Annotated in this window: 17 protein-coding genes; 10 read left to right on the top strand and 7 right to left on the bottom strand. The window is 72.5% G+C overall.

Annotated elements, in window-relative coordinates; all coding sequences use genetic code 11:
• Positions 1 to 27 precede the first annotated feature (27 nt).
• The 7 genes from AB0G59_RS14065 (at position 28) to AB0G59_RS14035 (ending at position 7,658) form a co-directional block, all read left to right on the top strand.
• Positions 28 to 1,065 (top strand): ABC transporter substrate-binding protein, encoded by a 1,038-nt coding sequence (locus tag AB0G59_RS14065; protein WP_360911561.1) that lies wholly within the window; start codon positions 28 to 30, stop codon positions 1,063 to 1,065.
• Entirely contained in the window at positions 1,049 to 2,206 is a 1,158-nt protein-coding gene (locus AB0G59_RS14060) for an iron ABC transporter permease (RefSeq protein WP_360911292.1), read from the top strand. Before AB0G59_RS14065 ends, AB0G59_RS14060 begins: the two co-directional genes overlap by 17 nt.
• Before the next feature lie 121 nt (positions 2,207 to 2,327).
• Entirely contained in the window at positions 2,328 to 3,176 is an 849-nt protein-coding gene (locus AB0G59_RS14055; protein ID WP_360911290.1) for a heme ABC transporter ATP-binding protein, read from the top strand.
• 124 nt (positions 3,177 to 3,300) lie between these two features.
• Entirely contained in the window at positions 3,301 to 4,431 is a 1,131-nt protein-coding gene (gene efeO, locus AB0G59_RS14050) for an iron uptake system protein EfeO (protein WP_360911288.1), read from the top strand.
• A gap of 18 nt (positions 4,432 to 4,449) precedes the next feature.
• Entirely contained in the window at positions 4,450 to 5,760 is a 1,311-nt protein-coding gene (gene efeB, locus AB0G59_RS14045) for an iron uptake transporter deferrochelatase/peroxidase subunit (RefSeq protein ID WP_360911286.1), read from the top strand.
• Between the two features lie 37 nt (positions 5,761 to 5,797).
• The gene (gene efeU, locus AB0G59_RS14040; protein ID WP_360911284.1) at positions 5,798 to 6,775 is read left to right on the top strand and encodes an iron uptake transporter permease EfeU; all 978 of its coding nucleotides are present in this window, start codon (positions 5,798 to 5,800) and stop codon (positions 6,773 to 6,775) included.
• Positions 6,762 to 7,658 carry a hypothetical protein gene (locus AB0G59_RS14035; protein ID WP_360911282.1) on the top strand — a complete coding sequence of 299 codons (897 nt, stop codon included), beginning with the start codon at positions 6,762 to 6,764 and terminating at the stop codon, positions 7,656 to 7,658. Before efeU ends, AB0G59_RS14035 begins: the two co-directional genes overlap by 14 nt.
• A gap of 10 nt (positions 7,659 to 7,668) precedes the next feature.
• Here AB0G59_RS14035 and AB0G59_RS14030 read toward each other — a convergent pair whose 3' ends face one another.
• Both AB0G59_RS14030 and AB0G59_RS14025 read right to left on the bottom strand, forming a co-directional pair.
• Positions 7,669 to 8,397, bottom strand: a complete 729-nt coding sequence (locus AB0G59_RS14030) for a bifunctional DNA primase/polymerase (protein WP_360911280.1) — start codon at positions 8,395 to 8,397, stop codon at positions 7,669 to 7,671.
• A gap of 121 nt (positions 8,398 to 8,518) precedes the next feature.
• Entirely contained in the window at positions 8,519 to 9,112 is a 594-nt protein-coding gene (locus AB0G59_RS14025) for a TetR/AcrR family transcriptional regulator (RefSeq protein ID WP_360911278.1), read from the bottom strand.
• A gap of 127 nt (positions 9,113 to 9,239) precedes the next feature.
• Here AB0G59_RS14025 and AB0G59_RS14020 point away from each other — a divergent pair, with 127 nt between their 5' ends.
• On the top strand, positions 9,240 to 9,425 hold the full coding sequence (locus tag AB0G59_RS14020) for a DUF6243 family protein (RefSeq protein WP_360911276.1): 186 nt from the start codon (positions 9,240 to 9,242) through the stop codon (positions 9,423 to 9,425).
• Between the two features lie 125 nt (positions 9,426 to 9,550).
• Positions 9,551 to 10,372 carry a dimethylargininase gene (ddaH, locus tag AB0G59_RS14015; protein ID WP_360911274.1) on the top strand — a complete coding sequence of 274 codons (822 nt, stop codon included), beginning with the start codon at positions 9,551 to 9,553 and terminating at the stop codon, positions 10,370 to 10,372.
• Positions 10,373 to 10,432: 60 nt separating this feature from the next.
• Here ddaH and AB0G59_RS14010 read toward each other — a convergent pair whose 3' ends face one another.
• From AB0G59_RS14010 to AB0G59_RS14000, 3 genes are all read right to left on the bottom strand, one after another.
• On the bottom strand, positions 10,433 to 11,443 hold the full coding sequence (locus AB0G59_RS14010) for a small ribosomal subunit Rsm22 family protein (RefSeq protein WP_360911272.1): 1,011 nt from the start codon (positions 11,441 to 11,443) through the stop codon (positions 10,433 to 10,435).
• Positions 11,444 to 11,453: 10 nt separating this feature from the next.
• Positions 11,454 to 12,767 carry a multidrug effflux MFS transporter gene (locus AB0G59_RS14005; RefSeq protein ID WP_360911270.1) on the bottom strand — a complete coding sequence of 438 codons (1,314 nt, stop codon included), beginning with the start codon at positions 12,765 to 12,767 and terminating at the stop codon, positions 11,454 to 11,456.
• A 152-nt stretch (positions 12,768 to 12,919) separates the two neighbouring features.
• A complete protein-coding gene (locus tag AB0G59_RS14000; RefSeq protein WP_360911268.1) occupies positions 12,920 to 14,404 on the bottom strand; it encodes an alkaline phosphatase D family protein in 1,485 nt (494 codons plus the stop codon).
• A 199-nt stretch (positions 14,405 to 14,603) separates the two neighbouring features.
• On the opposite strand from AB0G59_RS14000, the gene AB0G59_RS13995 reads away from it, so the two are divergent.
• Entirely contained in the window at positions 14,604 to 15,224 is a 621-nt protein-coding gene (locus AB0G59_RS13995) for a hypothetical protein (RefSeq protein ID WP_360911266.1), read from the top strand.
• Positions 15,225 to 15,233: 9 nt separating this feature from the next.
• On the opposite strand, the gene AB0G59_RS13990 is transcribed toward AB0G59_RS13995, so the two are convergent.
• Positions 15,234 to 15,632, bottom strand: a complete 399-nt coding sequence (locus AB0G59_RS13990; protein ID WP_360911264.1) for a hypothetical protein — start codon at positions 15,630 to 15,632, stop codon at positions 15,234 to 15,236.
• 95 nt (positions 15,633 to 15,727) lie between these two features.
• The coding region (locus tag AB0G59_RS13985) for an ALF repeat-containing protein (RefSeq protein WP_360911262.1) at positions 15,728 to 18,062 on the bottom strand (2,335 nt) is incomplete at its 5' end.

The raw sequence follows: 18,062 nt of genomic DNA, 5'->3' as shown, positions 1-18,062 counted from the left end.
GGCGGGCACGTGTCTCAACGCCAGTCGGTGGGCGGGGCGATACGCCTCCCGCGCCTCCCGCGCCTCCTCGGCGCCCTCGCCGCCCTGCTGGCCCTGGCCGCCGTCCTCACCGGCTGCGGCACCGGTGGCGGCACCCCGTCCGACGGGCCGGGCGGCACCGCGAGCGGCCGGCGTGCGGCGGCCGACCGCGTCGAGCCCCTGGCCGGGACGCCCACGCCCCGACTGCCCGTCACCGTGCGGTCCGCCGACGGCCGTGACGTCGACGTGCAGGCCACAGACCGGATCGTCCCACTCTCGGGCTCGATCTCCGAGGTGGTTTTCGGCCTTGGTCTGGGCGAACGTGTCGTCGCCCGCGACATCACCGCCACGTTCGAGCAGGCGCGCCGGCTGCCCGTCGTCACGCGCGGGCACGACGTCTCGGCCGAGAGCGTGCTCTCCCTCAAGCCCACGCTCGTCCTCGCCGAGGCCACCACCGGCCCCGCCGAGGCCATCGGCCAGATCCGGGCCGCGGGTGTGCCCCTCGTCGTCCTCGACCCGGCGAAGAAGCTCGACGACGTCGCCGCGCGCATCGGCAAGGTGGCCGCCGCGCTCGGCGTCCGCGACGCCGGCGACCAGCTGCGCGGGCGCACCGAACAGCGCCTGGAGGCAGCGAAGAAGGGCATCCCCGGCGGCGGCGCGAAGAAGCCGCGCGTCGCCTTCCTCTACCTGCGCGGCTCGGCGTCCGTCTACCTCCTGGGCGGGGCGGGCTCGGGTGCGGACTCGCTGATCGAGGCGGCCGGCGGCGTGGACGCGGGCAAGGAGTCCGGCCTGAAGAAGGACTTCACCCCGATCACCAGCGAGGCGCTGGCGAAGGCCGCGCCGGACGTGATTCTCGTGATGAGCAAGGGGCTGGAGTCGGTCGGCGGGGTGGACGGGTTGTTGAAGATCCCCGGCGTCGGCCAGACCCCGGCCGGCCTGGACCGCCGCGTCGCCTCCGTCGACGACGGCGTCCTGCTGAACTTCGGGCCCCGCACGGACGCGGTGCTCACCTCCCTCGTCGAGCAGATCCATGAAGGCGGCCGCTGACATGGGCCGCCGCCTGGTCAGAACCCCGGCCCCCGTGGCGGATACGGCGCCCGGCCCGCCGCCGGTGACGACCGAAGGCCCCGACGCCGGGGCCCGGCAGCGGCTCCGCCCCCGTCGCCGGGCCGCCGGCCCCCTCGCCCTGGGCATGGCCGTCGCGCTCGCCGTCCTGTGCCTGCTGTCCGCCGGACTCGGCGCGTACGACATTCCCGTCGGCGACGTGCTGGGCTCGCTGCTGCACCGCGCGGGCCTGGGCGGCGCCGCGCTCGACCGGGTCGGCGAGAGCGTGCTGTGGAACGTACGGCTGCCACGCGTGGCGCTGGCGCTGCTGGTCGGGGCCTCGCTGGGTTGCGCGGGGGCGCTGATGCAGGGCGTGTTCGGCAACCCCCTCGCCGAGCCCGGCGTCATCGGCGTCTCGTCGGGCGCGGCGGTCGGCGCGGTCGCCTCGATCGCGCTGGGGCTGAGCTTCTTCGGCAACTGGACGGTGACGGCCTGCGCGTTCGCGGGCGGGCTGGTGACCGTCCTGCTCGTCTACGCGCTCTCGCGCTCGGGCGGCCGTACGGAAGTGGTGACGCTCATCCTCACCGGCATCGCCGTGAACGCCTTCGCCGGCGCGCTCATCGGGCTGTGCGTCTTCCTCGCCGACAACGCGCAGGTCACACAGATCACCTTCTGGCAGCTGGGCTCGCTCGCCCAGGCGACCTGGCCGAAGGTGCTCGCGGTCCTGCCGTGCGCCCTGGCCGGCCTGGCCGTCGCCCCCTGGTACGCCCGCAAGCTCGACCTCCTGGCCCTCGGCGAACGCCCGGCGCGCCACCTGGGGGTGGACGTCGAGCGGCTGCGGCTCGTGCTGGTGCTGGTGGTGGCCCTGCTGACGGCGGCCGCGGTGGCCGTGGCCGGAATCATCACGTTCGTGGGCCTGCTGGTGCCGCACCTGCTGCGCATGGCGGCGGGCCCGGGGCACCGCTTCCTCGTACCGGGCAGCGCGCTGGGCGGCGCGCTGGTCCTGGTGGCCGCCGACCTCGCGGCCCGCACGGCCGCCCAGCCGGCGGAACTCCCCCTGGGAGTCCTGACGGCCCTGTTCGGCAGCCCGTTCTTCTTCTGGCTGCTGCGGCGCACGCGCCGCAAGCAAGGGGGCTGGGCATGAACACCCGCACACATCGTTCCCGACCGGCACCGGCGGGTGTCCGGCCGGGGGTCCGGGGGTTGCCCCCGGGTCAACACAGCTGGCTGCTGCGCCGCACGCGCCGCAAGCAGGGGGGCTGGGCATGATGCGCTCGTTCTTCGGTCGGCGGGCCGGGCGGGTTCCCTCCCCCGTGCCCCCCGGCACCGTCCTGGCCGAGGTCCGTGGGCTGCGGGTGCGGCTCGGGGGGCGGGTCGTGCTCGACGGGGTCGACCTGCGCGTCGCCGCGGGCGAGGTCGTGGCGCTCGTCGGGCCCAACGGGGCCGGGAAGTCCACGCTGCTCGCCGCCCTCGCCCGCGATCTGCCCGCCGAGTCCGGCGAGGTCGTACTCGACGGGCTCCCCGCCGCCGCGTGGAGCGCGGGCGAACTCGCCCTGCGCCGGGCCGTGCTGCCGCAGGCGGCCGAGCTGTCGTTCCCCTTCGCGGTCGAGGAGGTCGTACGGATGGGCCGCGCGCCCTGGGCCGGGACGGCGGCCCGGGACGAGGACGACGCGGCGGTGCGGGCCGCCATGGCCGCCACCGAGGTGGCCGGATTCGCCGCCCGCCCGTTCGCCGCGCTGTCCGGCGGCGAACGGGCCCGGGTCGCCCTGGCCCGGGTCCTCGCGCAGCGCACCCCGCTGCTGCTGCTCGACGAGCCGACGGCCGCGCTGGACCTGCGCCACCAGGAACTCGTGCTGCGCGTCTGCCGCGAGCGCGCCGCGGCCGGCGACGCGGTGGTGGTCGTCCTGCACGACCTCGGCCTGGCCGGCGCCTACGCGGACCGGGTCGCCGTCCTGCACGAGGGGCGCATAGCGGCCGAAGGGCCCCCCATTCGTGTCTATGAGCCCGAATTGCTGAGTCGTGTCTATTCGCAGCCGGTCGACGTAATTGATCATCCGCTGACGGGAGAGCCTTTGGTGATCCCGAGACGGGTGGGACGAGATTTTGCCTCGTGAGAGCAGAATCACGTACCCCCCGGGGAACAAGGTAGGCAAGGCTCAGATAAGTTAGGGCGGCCTAATTCGGCCACGTCGTTTTCGGCCACGTCCCTTCCGCTCTCCGAGCAAGCTGGAGCCCTGCATGCGAGTCCTCCGCTCCTCCGCCGTCGTCGCCGTCGCGGCCGCGGCCCTGACCGCCGTGTCCGGTTGTGCCGAGAAGTCGGACGGCAAGGACGCGGACGCCCTCAAGGTCACGGCCTCCGACGACAAGTGCGAGGTCTCGGCGAACACCATCGCCGCCGGCCACGTCAAGATCAATGTCGAGAACAAGGGCGCCAAGGTCACCGAGGTCTACGTCTACGCCCCCGGCGACCGCATTGTCACCGAGCGGGAGAACATAGGCCCCGGCACCAAGGCCGAGATCACCGCGACGATCAAGAAGGCCGGCACGTACGAAATCGCCTGCAAGCCCGGAATGAAGGGCGACGGCATCCGCCAGAAGATCACCGTCACGGGGAGCGACAAGGCGGAGAAGAGCAACCCGGAGCTGGACAAGGCGGTCGCCGAATACCGCAAGTACGTGCAGCAGCAGGCCGACGAGACGATCCCCGCCACGCAGAAGTTCGCCGACGCCGTCAAGAACGGCGACGTGGACGAGGCGAAGAAGCTCTACGCCGTCTCCCGCATCGGCTGGGAGCGCACCGAGCCCGTGGCGGAGTCCTTCGGTGACATCGACCCCAAGGTCGACGTCCGCGAGGACGGCCTGGAGAAGGACCAGAAGTGGACCGGCTGGCACAAGCTGGAGAAGTCCCTCTGGGAGGACAAGGCGATCACCGAGGACGACAAGAAGCTGGCCGACCAGCTGATGACGGACCTCAAGGACTGGCAGAAGGTCGTCGGCTCCGCCGAGATCACCCCCACCAGCATGGCCAACGGCGCCAAGGAGCTCCTCGACGAGGTGGCCACCGGCAAGGTCACCGGTGAGGAGGAGCGCTACAGCCACACCGACCTGGTCGACTTCCAGGCCAACGTCGAGGGCGCCGAGAAGTCCTACGAGCTGCTGAAGCCGGTCGCCGCCAAGAACGACGCCGCGCTCTCCAAGGAGCTGGACAAGCAGTTCGCGGAGCTGAAGAAGCTGCTCGGCGACTACCGCGAGGGCGACGGCTTCAAGGCGTACGACAGCGTCGGCAAGGACGACCGCAAGAAGCTCTCCGACGCCGTCAACGCCCTGGCCGAGCCGCTGTCCAAGCTCGCCGGCGCGGTCGCCAAGTAGCAGGGGAACGGACTTTCCATGGCTGAGGACATGCGCGAGAGCGTGACGGAAGACGACACGGCGGACGGCAAGGCGACGGAGGCGGCCGCACGGACCGCTCCCTCCCGCCGTTCCGTGATCGGCTGGGGCGGTGCCGGGCTCGCGCTCGGCGCGGTCGCGGCCGGCGGCACCGCCGCCGCCCTGCGCACGGGCGAGGACGCCGCACCGGCCGCCTCGGCCGGTGACGCGGTGCCGTTCCACGGCGCCCACCAGGCCGGCATCGCCACGGCCGTCCAGGACCGGCTGCACTTCGCCGCGTTCGACGTGACCACGACCGACCGCGCCGCGCTGGTCAAGCTGCTGCAGGAGTGGACGGCCGCCGCCGCGCGGATGACGGCCGGTCACGAGGTCGGCGAGGGCGCCTACGGCGGCCAGGAGGAGGCGCCGCCGGACGACACCGGTGAGGCGCTGGGCCTCAAGCCCTCCCGGCTGACCCTGACCTTCGGTGTGGGCCCCGGCCTGTTCGAGAAGGACGGCAAGGACCGCTTCGGGCTGAAGTCCCGGCGGCCGCAGGCCCTGGTGGACCTGCCGGCCTTCCCCGGCGACAATCTCGACGCGGCCCGCAGCGGCGGCGACCTGTGCGTCCAGGCCTGCGCCGACGACCCGCAGGTCGCGGTGCACGCGATCCGCAACCTCGCCCGCATCGGCATGGGCAAGGTCGCCATCCGCTGGTCGCAGCTGGGCTTCGGCAAGACGTCCTCGACGACCCCGGACGCCCAGACCCCGCGCAACATGATGGGCTTCAAGGACGGCACCCGGAACATCTCGGGCACCGACAAGGCCGCCCTCGACAAGCACGTGTGGGTGGGCGAGAAGGACAGTGCCGGCTGGATGACCGGCGGCTCCTACCTCGTCGCGCGTCGCATCCGGATGCACATCGAGACCTGGGACCGCACCTCGCTGGCGGAGCAGGAGGACATCTTCGGCCGCGACAAGGGCGAGGGCGCCCCCGTCGGCAAGCAGAAGGAGCGGGACGAGCCCCTCCTGAAGGCGATGAAGCCGGACTCCCACGTCCGTCTCGCCCACCCCGACAGCAACAACGGCGCCACGATCCTGCGCCGCGGCTACTCCTTCACCGACGGCACGGACGGCCTGGGCCGGCTGGACGCGGGCCTGTTCTTCCTCGCCTACCAGCGCGACGTGCGGGACGCCTTCATCCCGCTGCAGAGGAACCTGGCGCGCAACGACGCGCTGAACGAGTACATCCAGCACGTGGGTTCGGCGATCTTCGCCGTTCCGCCGGGCGTCCGGGACTCCGGCGACTGGTGGGGCAAGGCCCTGTTCGCGTGACCGGCGGACGCTGCACGCAAACGGAAGAGGAGGCCGCGTGTTCGGCAACTACCTGATCGGCCTGCGCGAGGGCCTGGAGGCCAGCCTGGTCGTCTGCATCCTCGTCGCATATCTGGTGAAGACCGGGCGCAGGGACGCCCTGCCCCCGGTCTGGCTGGGCATCGGCGTGGCCGTGTTGCTGAGCATGGGCTTCGGCGCGGTGCTGCAGTTCGGCTCGCAGACCATGACGTTCGAGGCGCAGGAGATGCTCGGCGGCTCGCTGTCGATCGTCGCGGTGTGCCTGGTGACGTGGATGGTCTTCTGGATGCGGCGCACCGCGCGGCATCTGAAGGCCGAGCTGCACGGCAAGCTCGACGCGGCGCTCGCGATGGGCACGGGTGCGCTGGTCCTCACCGCCTTCCTGGCCGTGGGCCGGGAGGGTCTGGAGACCGCGCTGTTCATCTGGGCGGCGGCGGAGGCCACCGACGACGGCGTACGGCCGCTGATCGGGGCGGTGCTGGGGCTGCTGACGGCGGTGCTGCTGGGGTGGCTGTTCTACCGGGGCGCGCTGCGCATCAACCTGGCGAAGTTCTTCACGTGGACCGGCGGCATGCTCGTCGTGGTCGCGGCGGGCGTGCTCGCGTACGGCTTCCACGACCTGCAGGAGGCCGACATCCTGCCGGGCCTGCACGACAAGGCCTTCGACATCAGCGAGCAGATCCCGGCCGACAGCTGGTACGGCACGCTGCTGAAGGGCGTGTTCAACTTCCAGCCGGACCCGACGTGGGTGCAGGTCGCGGTGTGGACCCTGTATCTGGTCCCGACCCTGGTGCTGTTCTTCGCGCCGGGCAGGCCGGGTAGGGTGGCGCCGTCCCGAGCAGTCACCAAGGAGTCCAAGCGCGATGAGACGCCGGCCGCCACGTCCAGTGTTCCCGGCTCTGGCAGCAGCTCTGACGGTGTCGTCGCTGCTGACGCTGACGGGGTGCGTGACGGTGCACGGCGAACGGGCGATCGTCCCGTCGGTGAGCAGGGCTGAGGCCCCCAAGGTCCTGAAGCGGTTCACCGAGGGCTACAACACCGCGTACCGCAAGCTCGACCCGGCCCTGGTGGACCGGGTCGAGACCGGTGCGCTGGCGGAGATAGGCCGGGCCGACCTGGTCGCCCAGCGTGCCGTGACGCCGGGCGGCAACCCCGGCTATCCCGCGCTCGCGCTCGAGGACGCGCGGTTCACGATCCCCAAGATGGCGGGCTGGCCGAAGTTCTTCGTCGCCGACACCCGCAGCAACCGGGACCGCAACCGCTGGGTCCTGGTGTTCACGCGCGCGGGGGCGAAGGAGCCCTGGAAGGCGGCCTACCTCTCGCTGCTGGGCGAGTCGAAGGTGCCGCGGTTCGCCGTGGACGGGGACGGTTACGCCGAGGCGGTGCCCGCCGTCGGCAAGGACACCCCCGACGCCAAGGGTTCGGGCTCGGGCCTCATGGCCGACCCGGGCGTCATGAGCCCGTCGTACACGGACTATCTGCGCACCGGTCAGGGCAGGACGTTCGCTGCCGGCGGGGCGACCACGCTGCTGCGGGAGGAGCGCGCCAAGCTGGCGCGGACCCCGACGTTCTGGTCGGAGTACATCGACACACCCGAGAAGGCCCCGGGCTTCCCCCCGCTGGCGCTGCGCACCCGGGACGGCGGTGCGCTGGTCTTCTTCACCGCTCACCACCGGGAGCGGCGCACCATGGTCAAGGGTGTGCGCCCGGAGGTGACCGACCCGCGGACGAAGGCGCTGCTGCGGGGGGAGCTGAAGCAGGCGGTGACGTACACGCGGATCTCGGAGTCGGCGGTGCAGGTGCCCCGGCGGGCGGCCGACGGCGGCCAGGTCGTCTTCCTCAACCGGATCGAGTCGCTGACCGCCGCCAGGGGCGAGTAGGGGTCCGGGCTCAGCGGCCGATGGGCCAGGGGTGGGCCGGCTCGTGGTCCGCGCGCTCGCCCGCGTACTGGGCGCAGGCGTCGGTGAGGGTCTCCAGCAGGGTCAGCGGGTCGGGCAGCGGGCGCTCGGGGCCGTGCAGCCAGGCGACGCCCTCGTCACCGGGGAGCCGGGAGGGCGGCAGCAGGACGTAGCTGCCGCGGCAGTGCCAGCGCAGGCCCGGATGCTCGTCCATCGTCTCGGGATGGCAGTCCAGCTCGCACGGCCACCACTCGTCCTCGTCGTCCGGGGTGCCGCGGGTGGCGGTGAAGAACAGCATGCGGTCGGGGGCGACCGTGGCCACGGGGCCGACCTCGACGCCGGCGGCGGTCAGCCGGTCCAGGGCCTGCCGGCCCGCCTCGGCGGGGACGTCGAGGACGTCGTGGGCGATGCCGGTGGCGGTGACGAAGTTGGCCTCCGGCTGGCCGCGCAGCCATTTGGCGACCTTCTCGGCGTCGGTCGTGGCGAGGGTCTGCCAGGCGAACGAGACGGGGTGGCGGCCGGGCGTGGGACAGCCGATGCGTTCACAGGAGCAGCCGTACCCGGACGGGTGCGCGGCGGGGGCCAGCGGGAAGCCGGCCGCCGCGGCGGCCAGGAGCAGCTCCTCGCGGGCTGCGGCGGTCGCCGCCCCCGCCCCCGTATCGCCGCCCGCTCCGCTCCTGGGGCGGCGCAGCCATTGGGAGAACCTGCTCTTGCGTTCCATCTATCCCCTCACTTCGACCGCGGTCTCCGGTCAATGCTGCCACCATCCTGCTCCTGGTGTGACCGCCGAACGCATCCGGGGGGTGTGAGACCGGCCGCCCCGGCGCCGCGCGCGGGGGGTCTCAGCGGGTGGCGATGCCGCGCAGGACCTGCTCCACGAGGGTGTCGGTGAACTCGTGGGTGAGCGGGCCCGAGCGCATGAGCCAGCGCTGGGCGAAGGGGCTGACGAGCATCTCGGCGGCGATCCGCAGATCGGTGTCCGCGGCGATCGTGCCGGCCTCGCGGGCCTTGTGCAGCCGGTTGACGTAGGCCTGGACGCCGGTGTCCTGCAGCCTGCTGACGAACTGCCGGGACAGCTCCGGGTCGTTCGCCCCGGCGATGGCCAGTGCGCGGTAGGGGGCCTCGAAGGAGGGGTCGTTGAATTCGTCGGCGGTCGCGCGCAGGACGAACTTCAGGTCGGCCTCGAGGTCTCCGGTGTCGGGCAGCTCGATCTCCTCGTCCCCCGCGTCGCCGATGAAGGCGTCGAGGAGGACGGCGGCCTTGGAGGGCCACCAGCGGTAGATCGTCTGCTTGCCCACGCCGGCGCGGGCCGCGATGCCCTCGATGGTGAGCTTGTCGAAGCCCACCTCGCCCACGAGTTCGAGGGCGGCGTCGAAGATCGCACGGCGCGAGCGCTCGCTGCGGCGGGTGGCGTCGGGGGTCTTGGGGTTGGCCATGCCCGGCAGTCTAGCGAGACACAGAGGCGAAACGTATCGTCTCAGGAGGTTGACAAGACGAAACGTCTCGTTCAGAGTGAAGCCATTGCGAGACGCTCCGTCTCGCTCAATCGAGAGGAGAATCCCCATGACTCGCGGCAATTCGGGCAACATGCTGGGCGTCGGCGGCACCCGCAGCAACCTCTCCCGCTCGACACTGCGCGGCGGAGGCCGCGGCGCCCGGGGGGCCGGGGCCGGCCTGGACGCGAACGCGCAGAAGCGGGAGCTGCTGCGGGCCCTGAAGGAGGGCCGGGCCGGTCGCTCCGGTGCGTAGCGCACACCCCGGTGGACGGCGGGTAAACCACCCGTACGGTTCATGCGCGAAGGTCGCGCAGGATGGACCATTTGGGCACGCACGACAACCACGTGCGTGCCCAACGCCACTGTGAGGAGCGCGACTTGCGTACAGTCCCGCGTGCATCCACCCCTCGCCGCTATCTGATGTGCCCGCCCACGTACTTCAGGGTGACGTACTCGATCAACCCCTGGATGGACCCGGGCAAGCCGGTCGACCTCTCGCTGGCCCTCGCACAGTGGGAAGAGCTCCGCGACCGCTACCGCGCCCTCGGGCACACGGTCGAGGAGCTGGCCCCCCGCCCGGACCTGCCCGACATGGTCTACGCCGCCAACGGCGCCACCGTGGTCGACGGCCGCGTCCTGGGCGCCCGCTTCGCCCACCCCGAGCGCTGGGCCGAGGCCGGGGTGCACCGCGAGTGGTTCCGCGCGCACGGCTATACGGACGTACGCGAACCGGAGCACATCAACGAGGGCGAGGGGGACTTCGCCGTCACCGCCTCCTGGCTGCTGGCCGGCCGCGGCTTCCGCAGCAGCCCGCTCTCGCACCCGGAGGCACAGGAGTACTTCGGCCGCCCGGTGATCGGCCTGGACCTGGTCGACCCGCGCTACTACCACCTGGACACGGCACTGTCCGTCCTCGACGGGGATGAGGACGACGTCATGTACTACCCCGGCGCCTTCTCGCCGGGCAGCCGGGAGGTGCTCCGCAGGCTCTTCCCCGACGCGCTGATCGCGACCGAGCAGGACGCGGCGGCGCTCGGGCTCAACGCGGTGTGCGACGGACGGCACGTGCTGCTGCCGCAGGCCGCCGTGGGCCTCTTCGAGCCCCTGCGCGCGAGGGGCTACGAACCAATCGGGATGGACCTCGGCGAACTGCTCAAGGGCGGCGGCAGCGTCAAGTGCTGCACGCAGGAGCTGCGCTGAGCCGTCCGTTGATTGTCATGCACGGGCCCGGGAGCCCCGGGTCCGTGCGTCCCGGCGTCCTCAGGAACCGGCCGGCGGCCATTCGTCGCCCCAGTCCGCGTCGCGCGCGGACCGGTAGAGGGAGCCGTGCCGCTTGCTCACCGTCTCGCGCGCCAGCCCGTCCTCAGGCGTGCACAGCTCGAGGAGGACCTGGCCCTTGCGGATCTGCGGCTTGCGGACGATCCGGGCGGGCGCCGGCGGCACCTCTTCGTCCCGTACCGCCGCCACGTACGAGAACTTCTCGTCCTCGTACGGCAGCGAACCGCCCTTGACCTGCCGGTGCAGCGAGGAGCGGCTGACCCGGGCCGAGAAGTGGCACCAGTCGCTGCCCGGCTCTATCGGGCAGGCGGCGCTGTGCGGGCAGGGCGCGACGACGCGGAAGCCGGCCGCGATCAGACGGTCGCGCGCCTCGATGATCCGCAGATAGCCCTCGGGCGTGCCCGGCTCGATCAGGACGACGGCCCGGGCGGCGCGGGCGGCCTCGTCGGTCACGGCCTGGCGGGCCGCCTCGGTGAGCTCGCCCAGCACGTACGAGACGGTGACGAGGTCCGTGCCGGAGGGGATCGCCAGACCGCTGCCGATCGTCTGCCGCTGCCACTCGGCGGTGCGCAGCGCCTGGGAGTGCGCGTCGGCGGCCAGCTCGCGGCCGAGGGCGAGCGCGGGCTCGGCCCAGTCCAGGACCGTGGTGGTGTGCCGCCCCTCCGGCCACGCGGCGGCGACCGCCCAGGTCGCGGCGCCGGTGCCGCCGCCCACGTCCACGTGCGAGGCGGGCGTGAAGGAGGGCAGGCGGTCGCGGAACGCCTCCAGCGCGGACCGCACGGCCTCGAAGGTGGCCGGCATCCGGTACGCGGCGTAGGCGACGACGTCGGAGCGGTCGCGCAGCACCGGGGTGTGGGTGGGGGTGCGCCCCCGGTAGTTGGCGATCAGGCGCTCGACGGCCTGGGTGGCCTGGCTGGGCGGCAGTCCGTCGAGGAGGCCGGCGAGGGCGGCGCGCAGGTTCTCGCCGGTCGGCGCGGGTGCGGGGGCGTGCATTGGATGGATTCTAGGCGCCCTCGGGCGCACCCGTGCGCTGCCACGGGCGGCACAGCCCGAGGAAGCAGCCCACGCCGGCCAGCGCGCAGAAGAGCTGGACGAGCGCCATCGGCACCGCGGTGTGCTCGCCGGCGATGCCCACCAGCGGTGAGGCGACGGCGCCCAGCAGGAAGGTGGAGGTGCCCAGCAGCGCGGAGGCGGAGCCGGCGGCTCCGGCGGAGCGCATCAGGGCCTGGGCGTTGGTGTTGGGCATGGCCAGGCCCATCGCGGACATCAGCACGAAGAGCCCGGCGGCGACCGGCACCAGCCCCACTTCGCCGAGGACGCCGGAGGCCATGACGAGCAGGGCGCCGGCGGCCAGGGTGATGACGCCGAGGCCGACGGCCAGGACCTTGTCCATGCTGACCCGCCCGACCAGCAGCTTGCCGTTGATCTGGCCGACGAGGACCAGGCCCACGGAATTGACGCCGAAGAGCAGGCTGAAGGTCTGCGGGGAGGCGCCGTAGATGTCCTGGACGACGAAGGGCGACGCGGCGATGTAGGCGAACAGCGCGGCGAAGACGAAGCCGCCCGAGAGCATGTAGCCGGTGAAGACGCGGTCCGCGAGCAGGCCGCGCATGGCGCGCAGGGCCGCGCCGAGGCCGCCCTCCTGACGCTGCTCGGGCGGCAGGGTCTCGTGCAGGCACCGCCAGGCGACGATCGTGAGGGCGATGCCGATGGCGGTGAGGACGACGAAGACGCCCCGCCAGTCGGTCAGTCGCAGGATCTGGCCGCCGATGAGCGGGGCGACGACGGGGGCGACGCCGGATATCAGCATGAGCGTGGAGAAGAAGCGGGCCATGGCCACGCCGTCGTAGAGGTCGCGGACGACGGCGCGGGCGATGACGATGCCCGCCGCCCCGGCCAGGCCCTGGACCAGGCGGAAGCCGATGAGCAGTGCGGCGCTGGAGGCGAACGCGCACATGGCGGTGGCCAGGACGTAGATCACCATGCCGGCGAGCAGGGGGCGGCGGCGTCCCCACTTGTCGCTCATGGGGCCGACGACGAGCTGGCCGAGCGCCATGCCCATGAGGCAGGCGGTGAGGGTGAGCTGGACGGTCGCGGCGGGGCTGTGCAGGGCGTCGGTGACCTCCGGCAGGGCCGGCAGGTACATGTCCATGGACAGGGGCGGCAGTGCCGTGAGGCCGCCGAGGGCGAGGGTGACGATCAGGCCGGTGCGGCGGGCGGCGGCGGTCGCCGGAGCGCCGGTCGCGCGGCCGTCGGCCGCCCCGGCCTCGTCGGAGCCCTCCGGGGGCTCGGTCCTCGCGAGGCCGGGGTCCGTCATGCGTCACCACTCCAGGGGATTTCTCAAACTTTCAAGTTACTCCATGGTGTCATGACCGCCCATGATCAGTGGCCCTTACATGAAGTGATGTGCGCTACTGCCGGGGCGCCCGGTGCGGGCTGGGCGCGGGCTGGGCGCGGGCTAGGCGCGGGCTAGGCGCGGCTGAATCCGGGGTCCCCGGCCTCCGAGACGAAGCGGGCGGCCGTGGTGACGGGGGCGCCGGGGGTGACGACGCCGGTCAGGGTGCGGTAGTCGGCCTGCAGCCGGGTGTCGTCGAGCGTCACGACCGCATAGCCGCGCCGGCCGTCGTAGTACTTCATGTGCGGGTTGGCGGCGAGCAGCAGGTTCCAGTCCTCCGGCCGCGCCTCGCCGTCGGACCCGCTGGAGACGGAGGTGCCGACCACCTCGACGCCGAGGGTGCGCGAGGCGGGATCGTCGAAGTCCGCCTTGATGTCCAGGGCGTAGTGCACGTGCACGTCACCGGTGAGGACGACGAGGTTCTCCACGCCCGCCGCCCCCGCTCCGGCCAGGACGCGCGAGCGGGAGGCCGGGTAGCCGTCCCAGGCGTCCATGGACAGCCGGGAGCGGGCGGCGGTGGTGTTCTTGCGCCGGCAGAAGACGACCTGCTGTACGAGGACGTTCCAGCGGGCGGTGGAGGCGCGCAGCCCCTCGAGCAGCCAGCGTTCCTGCGCCTCGCCGGTGATCGTGCGGGCGGGGTCCTCGGAGTCGGGGCCCGGGTACTTCCAGCCGTCGCCGTACGCCTGGTCGGAGCGGTACTGCCGGGTGTCGAGGATGTCGAACTGCGCCAGGCGCCCGTAGGAGAAGCGCCGGTAGAGGGACATGTCGGGGCCCACGGGCCGGTGCGCCTCGCGCAGCGGCATGTTCTCCCAGTACGCGCGGTAGGCGGCGGCGCGGCGGGCGCGGAAGGTGTCGCGGGGGTCGTCGTTCTGGGAGACGTCGCCGGCGTAGTTGTTCTCGACCTCGTGGTCGTCCCAGGTGACGAACCAGGGGTGGGCGGCGTGGGCGGCCTGCAGGTCGGGGTCGGACTTCCCCAGGGCGTAGCGCAGGCGGTAGTCCGTCAGGTTCCACGTCCAGTGGTCGAAGACCTCCGGGAGCGGGGTGTCGGTGTAGTTCCGGGCGCCGGCCCGGGCGTCGATCGCGTTCTCGTAGATGTAGTCGCCGACGAAGAAGACGGCGTCGAGGTCTTCCCGGGCGAGGTGGGCGAGGGCGGTGTAGTACCCGTCGTCGTACTGCTGGCAGGACAGCAGCCCGAAGGCGGCGCCGTCCGGGCGGGCGCCGGGGGCGGGGGCGGTGCGGGTGCGGCCGACGGCGCTGATCCACCGGCCGGTGCGGAAGCGGTACCAGTAGTCGCGGCCGGGTTCGAGGCCGCGTACGTCGAGGTGGACGCTGTGGTCGTCGGCGGCGGGGGCGGGGACGGTGCCGCTGAGGGCGAGCCGGCGGAAGGAGGCGTCGTGGGCGAGCTCCCACTGGACGTCGACGGCACCGTCGCCAGGTAAGCCGCCCCCGGGTTCGTAGGGCCGGGGGGCGAGTCTGGTCCACAGGACGACGGAGTCGGGGAGCGGGTCGCCGGAGGCGACGCCGAGGGTGAAGGGGTTTTGCGCCGGGAGGGGGGTCATGCCCACAGATTGCGCGTGGCTGGGGTGACTGTGAAGGCCCGTGGTGCCGAACGTTTCATGACGTGCGATGGCGCGCGGACGAACAGGGGGGCGCACGCTCCCAGCTCGCGCCCCCAACGTCCTTTCCCCCAGGGCTGAATGGCTGGTTCCGGGTGTAGCTTCCTCACATGCCAGGGGTATCGCCGAGGGGGGTGGCCGCATGAGCCCGGACGGAGACCCTCCACCACCGCCGCCCAATCCACCACCGCCTCCGCACCCGCCCGGCCCGCCCGACGGCCGCTTCTGGTCGCGCGTGTGGACGTACTGGGTGACCGGCGGTCTGGCCGTGGTCCTGGCCGCCGTGATCCCGGTCCTGGCCAAGGCGGGCCCCTTCGCCCCCGACCCGGACCCGCCCCCGACAACGGCACCCCCCACCGCGACCGCGCCCCCCGATGCCTCGCGGAGCCCCGCTCCCGCGCTGTCGACGACCACCCCGGTCCGCGTATCGGCGAAGGTCAACAGCGTGACGCCACTGGGCGCGGTCACCCCGACCGTCACCAAGGTGCAGGTCAACGTGACCTTCGCGGGCCTCAAGGGCAAGTCGGCCTACATCAAGTGGCACACCTACAACGACGCCACCAAGCTCACCATGAGCGAGGACAGCACCATCAGCTCCCCCGTCCTCAACTGGGACAGCACGGACTGGAAGCCGACCTTCATCGTCCCGACGCCCAGCGTCCACTGGCAGCTCCAGGTGACGGCGTACGCCCCGGACGGGACGCAGCTGGCGACGGGGCACTCGAACTTCACGTTCAATTCGTCGACGGGTACCAACTCTTAAGGCCACCGATCAGGACGACGCCACCGCGAGCCAAATGGCGAGCGGCATCAGAACGATCAGTGAAACCGCCAGCTGCAGCCACGCACCGCCGGACAAGGCGTTTTCCGGACGCTCTCCGTGAAGGGAAAGGTCGAGAAATTTCGTCCGCAGTTCCGTCCGGCGTCCGATGAAGCCCGTCACGAACACCATGACCATGGCGGTGTACAGCGAGAGCGCCACCGCGAGCGGCATATCCTTCTTCACCGCTGCGGCGAGCGCGAGGATGCCCGCCATGCCTGCGGGGGTGAGGAACATTCGGATGCGGTAACTGCGGTCCGGCATGAGCGGAAGGAAGGCGACCAGAAAGATCACCGTCGCGGCGATGGCCGCGCCCCACCAGGCGGACAAGGGAACATGGGGAGCCTGCACGTCAATTCCTTGACCCTGTGGGGCCCTCGGCGAGGGCCCCACAGTTACTCGTCACTTACCGGCTCGTGTTGTTCGCCGGGCTTTCTTTCGGAGCTCTACCAGCCCCAGTCGTTGGTAAAGATACCGATGATGGGGGAAACGGCCTCGTGGGCGATCTCCACTCCCTTTGACACCCCCTTGCTGATCGCACCGGCACCCTTCGCCAGCTGACCGACGCCGCTGGAGACGAGGCCGACGACGGTGCCGCCGACGCTGCTCATGAACTGGTCGCTGGTCCAGCCGTAGCCCGCACCCGTGAAGAGGGCGCTGGCGACACCGAACGTGACCGATGCCACTCCGAGGAAGGGCGCGGCGGGCGCCGTGATGCCGAAGAAGAGCGAACCCACCGCGAGGCCGGCCGAGGCGGTGCTCGCCCAGCTCAGGTACTTCGCGTAGTCACAGGAGAGCTGGTTCCTGCACGGGTTCTCCTCGCCGCCCCCGGAACCGTCCTTGCTGGGCGTCTTGATCTGGTCGTTGCCCGGGTTGTCGGCGGGGTCGACCTTGTTCTTGGCGTTCTCGCGGGCTTGCTCCGCCGCCTTGCGCGCGGCCTCGGCCTGCTCCTGCTGGCGCTTCTGCACCGCGATGGTGTGGGCCTCGCTCGCCGCCGCGGAGGCCGCGGAGGCGTCCTTGCCGGCGGCGATGGCCGACTGGCTGGCGCGGGCGGCCGACGCCTGGGCGCTCGCCGCGGAGGCCACGGCCTGCTCGGCGGACGCGGACGCCTGGTTGGCCGAGTAGTTGGCCTGGCGGCTGGCCTGACGGGCGGTGGCCGCCGCGTCCTTGGCCTTCTTGGCGGACGCCGCCGCGGAAGCGGCCGAGGCGTCGGCCTCCTTGGCCTTGTTCTGGGCCTCGTCGGAGTAGCCCTTGGCCTCGTTGGCCGAGTCACGGGCCTTGTCGGCCCACTTGCCGGCTTCCTTGGCGTCCTTGCGGGCCTTGGCCGCCACCTCGTAGGCGAGGGAGGCGTTCTGGTTGGCCACGGCGGCGTTGCGGGCGGCGGTGGCGATCAGCGACCGGACGGAGGCCACGTGGGTGGCGGTGTCCGCGTCCAGCTGGGCCGCCTTGTACTGGGCCCGCGTGACGAAGTCGCGCTGCATCCAGGCGGGCCCGGACAGGGCGACCTCGGCGGTGGCGGCCACGTTGGGGCCGCCGTTGTTCATGATGGTGAAGGTGTCGACGCGGTCGTCCTCCATGAGGGCTTCGCGGTAACCGGTCACCACGAAGGTGCTCAGGGCCTTGACGCTGCCGTCGCTCAGTGCCGCGTCGCCGGCCTTCTTGACGGCCTTGCCGGCGCCGTTCATGAGCTTGAGGACCTGGACGCGGTACTCCTCGGCCTGGACGTTGTAGGCGTCCTCGGTGAGGAACTTCTCCACCCGCCCGGCGTCGTCGCTCTCGAGCGTCCTCTGGGCCGCCTCCGCCAGGGCGGGACCGCCCATCTTGGCCAGGTAGAGGACCTTCTCGCGGTCGTCCAGCTGCGCGGCCTTCTTGTAGTCCGTCTTCACCCAGCTGACGACGGAGCTTTCGGTGCCGGCCAGGGCGGTCTCGGCGGACTCGCGGGTGAAGGCGCCGGTGCTCTTGAGCAGGTTGACGGCGGCCTTGCGGCCGAGCTCGGCCGTGGCCTTGGCGTCGTCGGCCGCGGCGGCCTTCGCCAGCAGTTCCTTGGTCGCCGCGTCGGTCGCGGACGCCTGGGTCCGCAGGCCGGCCGCCTCGTCGCGGTCCTCCTTGTCGGCCGCCTTGAGGGCCTCGGCCTCCTCGATGCCCTTCTGCTTGTCGGCGGCGAGCTTGGCCGCCTCCGCCTCGCGGGCGAGCTTCTCGGTCTTCTGCGCCTGCTCGACCGCGTCGGACGCCGTCTTGGCGGCCTCGATGGCCTTGTTGGCGTGCTCAGTGGCCTGGTTCGCCGCGTCCTGGGCCTTGCCGGCCTCGGCGGCGGCCTTGTCGGCGGCCGCGGCGGCCTTCTCGGCGTGGTCGGCGGCGTCGTTGGCGGCCTTGTGCGCCGCGCGCGCGGCCGTGGCGGCCTGACCGGCGAGCGACTGGGCGCGCCCGGCGGCGGCGGTCGCGGTGTTGGCCGCGCTGCGGGCGACACCGGCGGCCTCGCGGGCCCGGCGGGCCTCCGTGGTGGCCTTGCCGGCGGCGCTGCTCGCCGACGCCGAGGCGTCGGCCGCGTCCGCGGCGTTCTGCGCGGCACGCGCGGCCGCGGCGCCTGAGCGCCCGGCCTCGGCACTGGCGTCGGCGGCGTGCACCGCGGCGGCCGCGGCGGTGCGGGCGCCCTTCGCCGCATCACGGGCGGCCTCGGCGGCCCGGCGGGCCGACGCGGCCTCCCCGGCGTTGCCGGCGGTATGCCCAGCGGGCAGCGGTGGCAGCTGGAGTACGGGAAGAAGTGCACCCCGGGCATGCGGC

This window comes from Streptomyces sp. NPDC021096, from assembly GCF_040641275.1.
Lineage (GTDB): Bacteria > Actinomycetota > Actinomycetes > Streptomycetales > Streptomycetaceae > Streptomyces.
The sequence above is the reverse complement of the archived record's forward strand: the minus strand, read 5'-3'. Positions and strand labels throughout refer to the sequence as shown.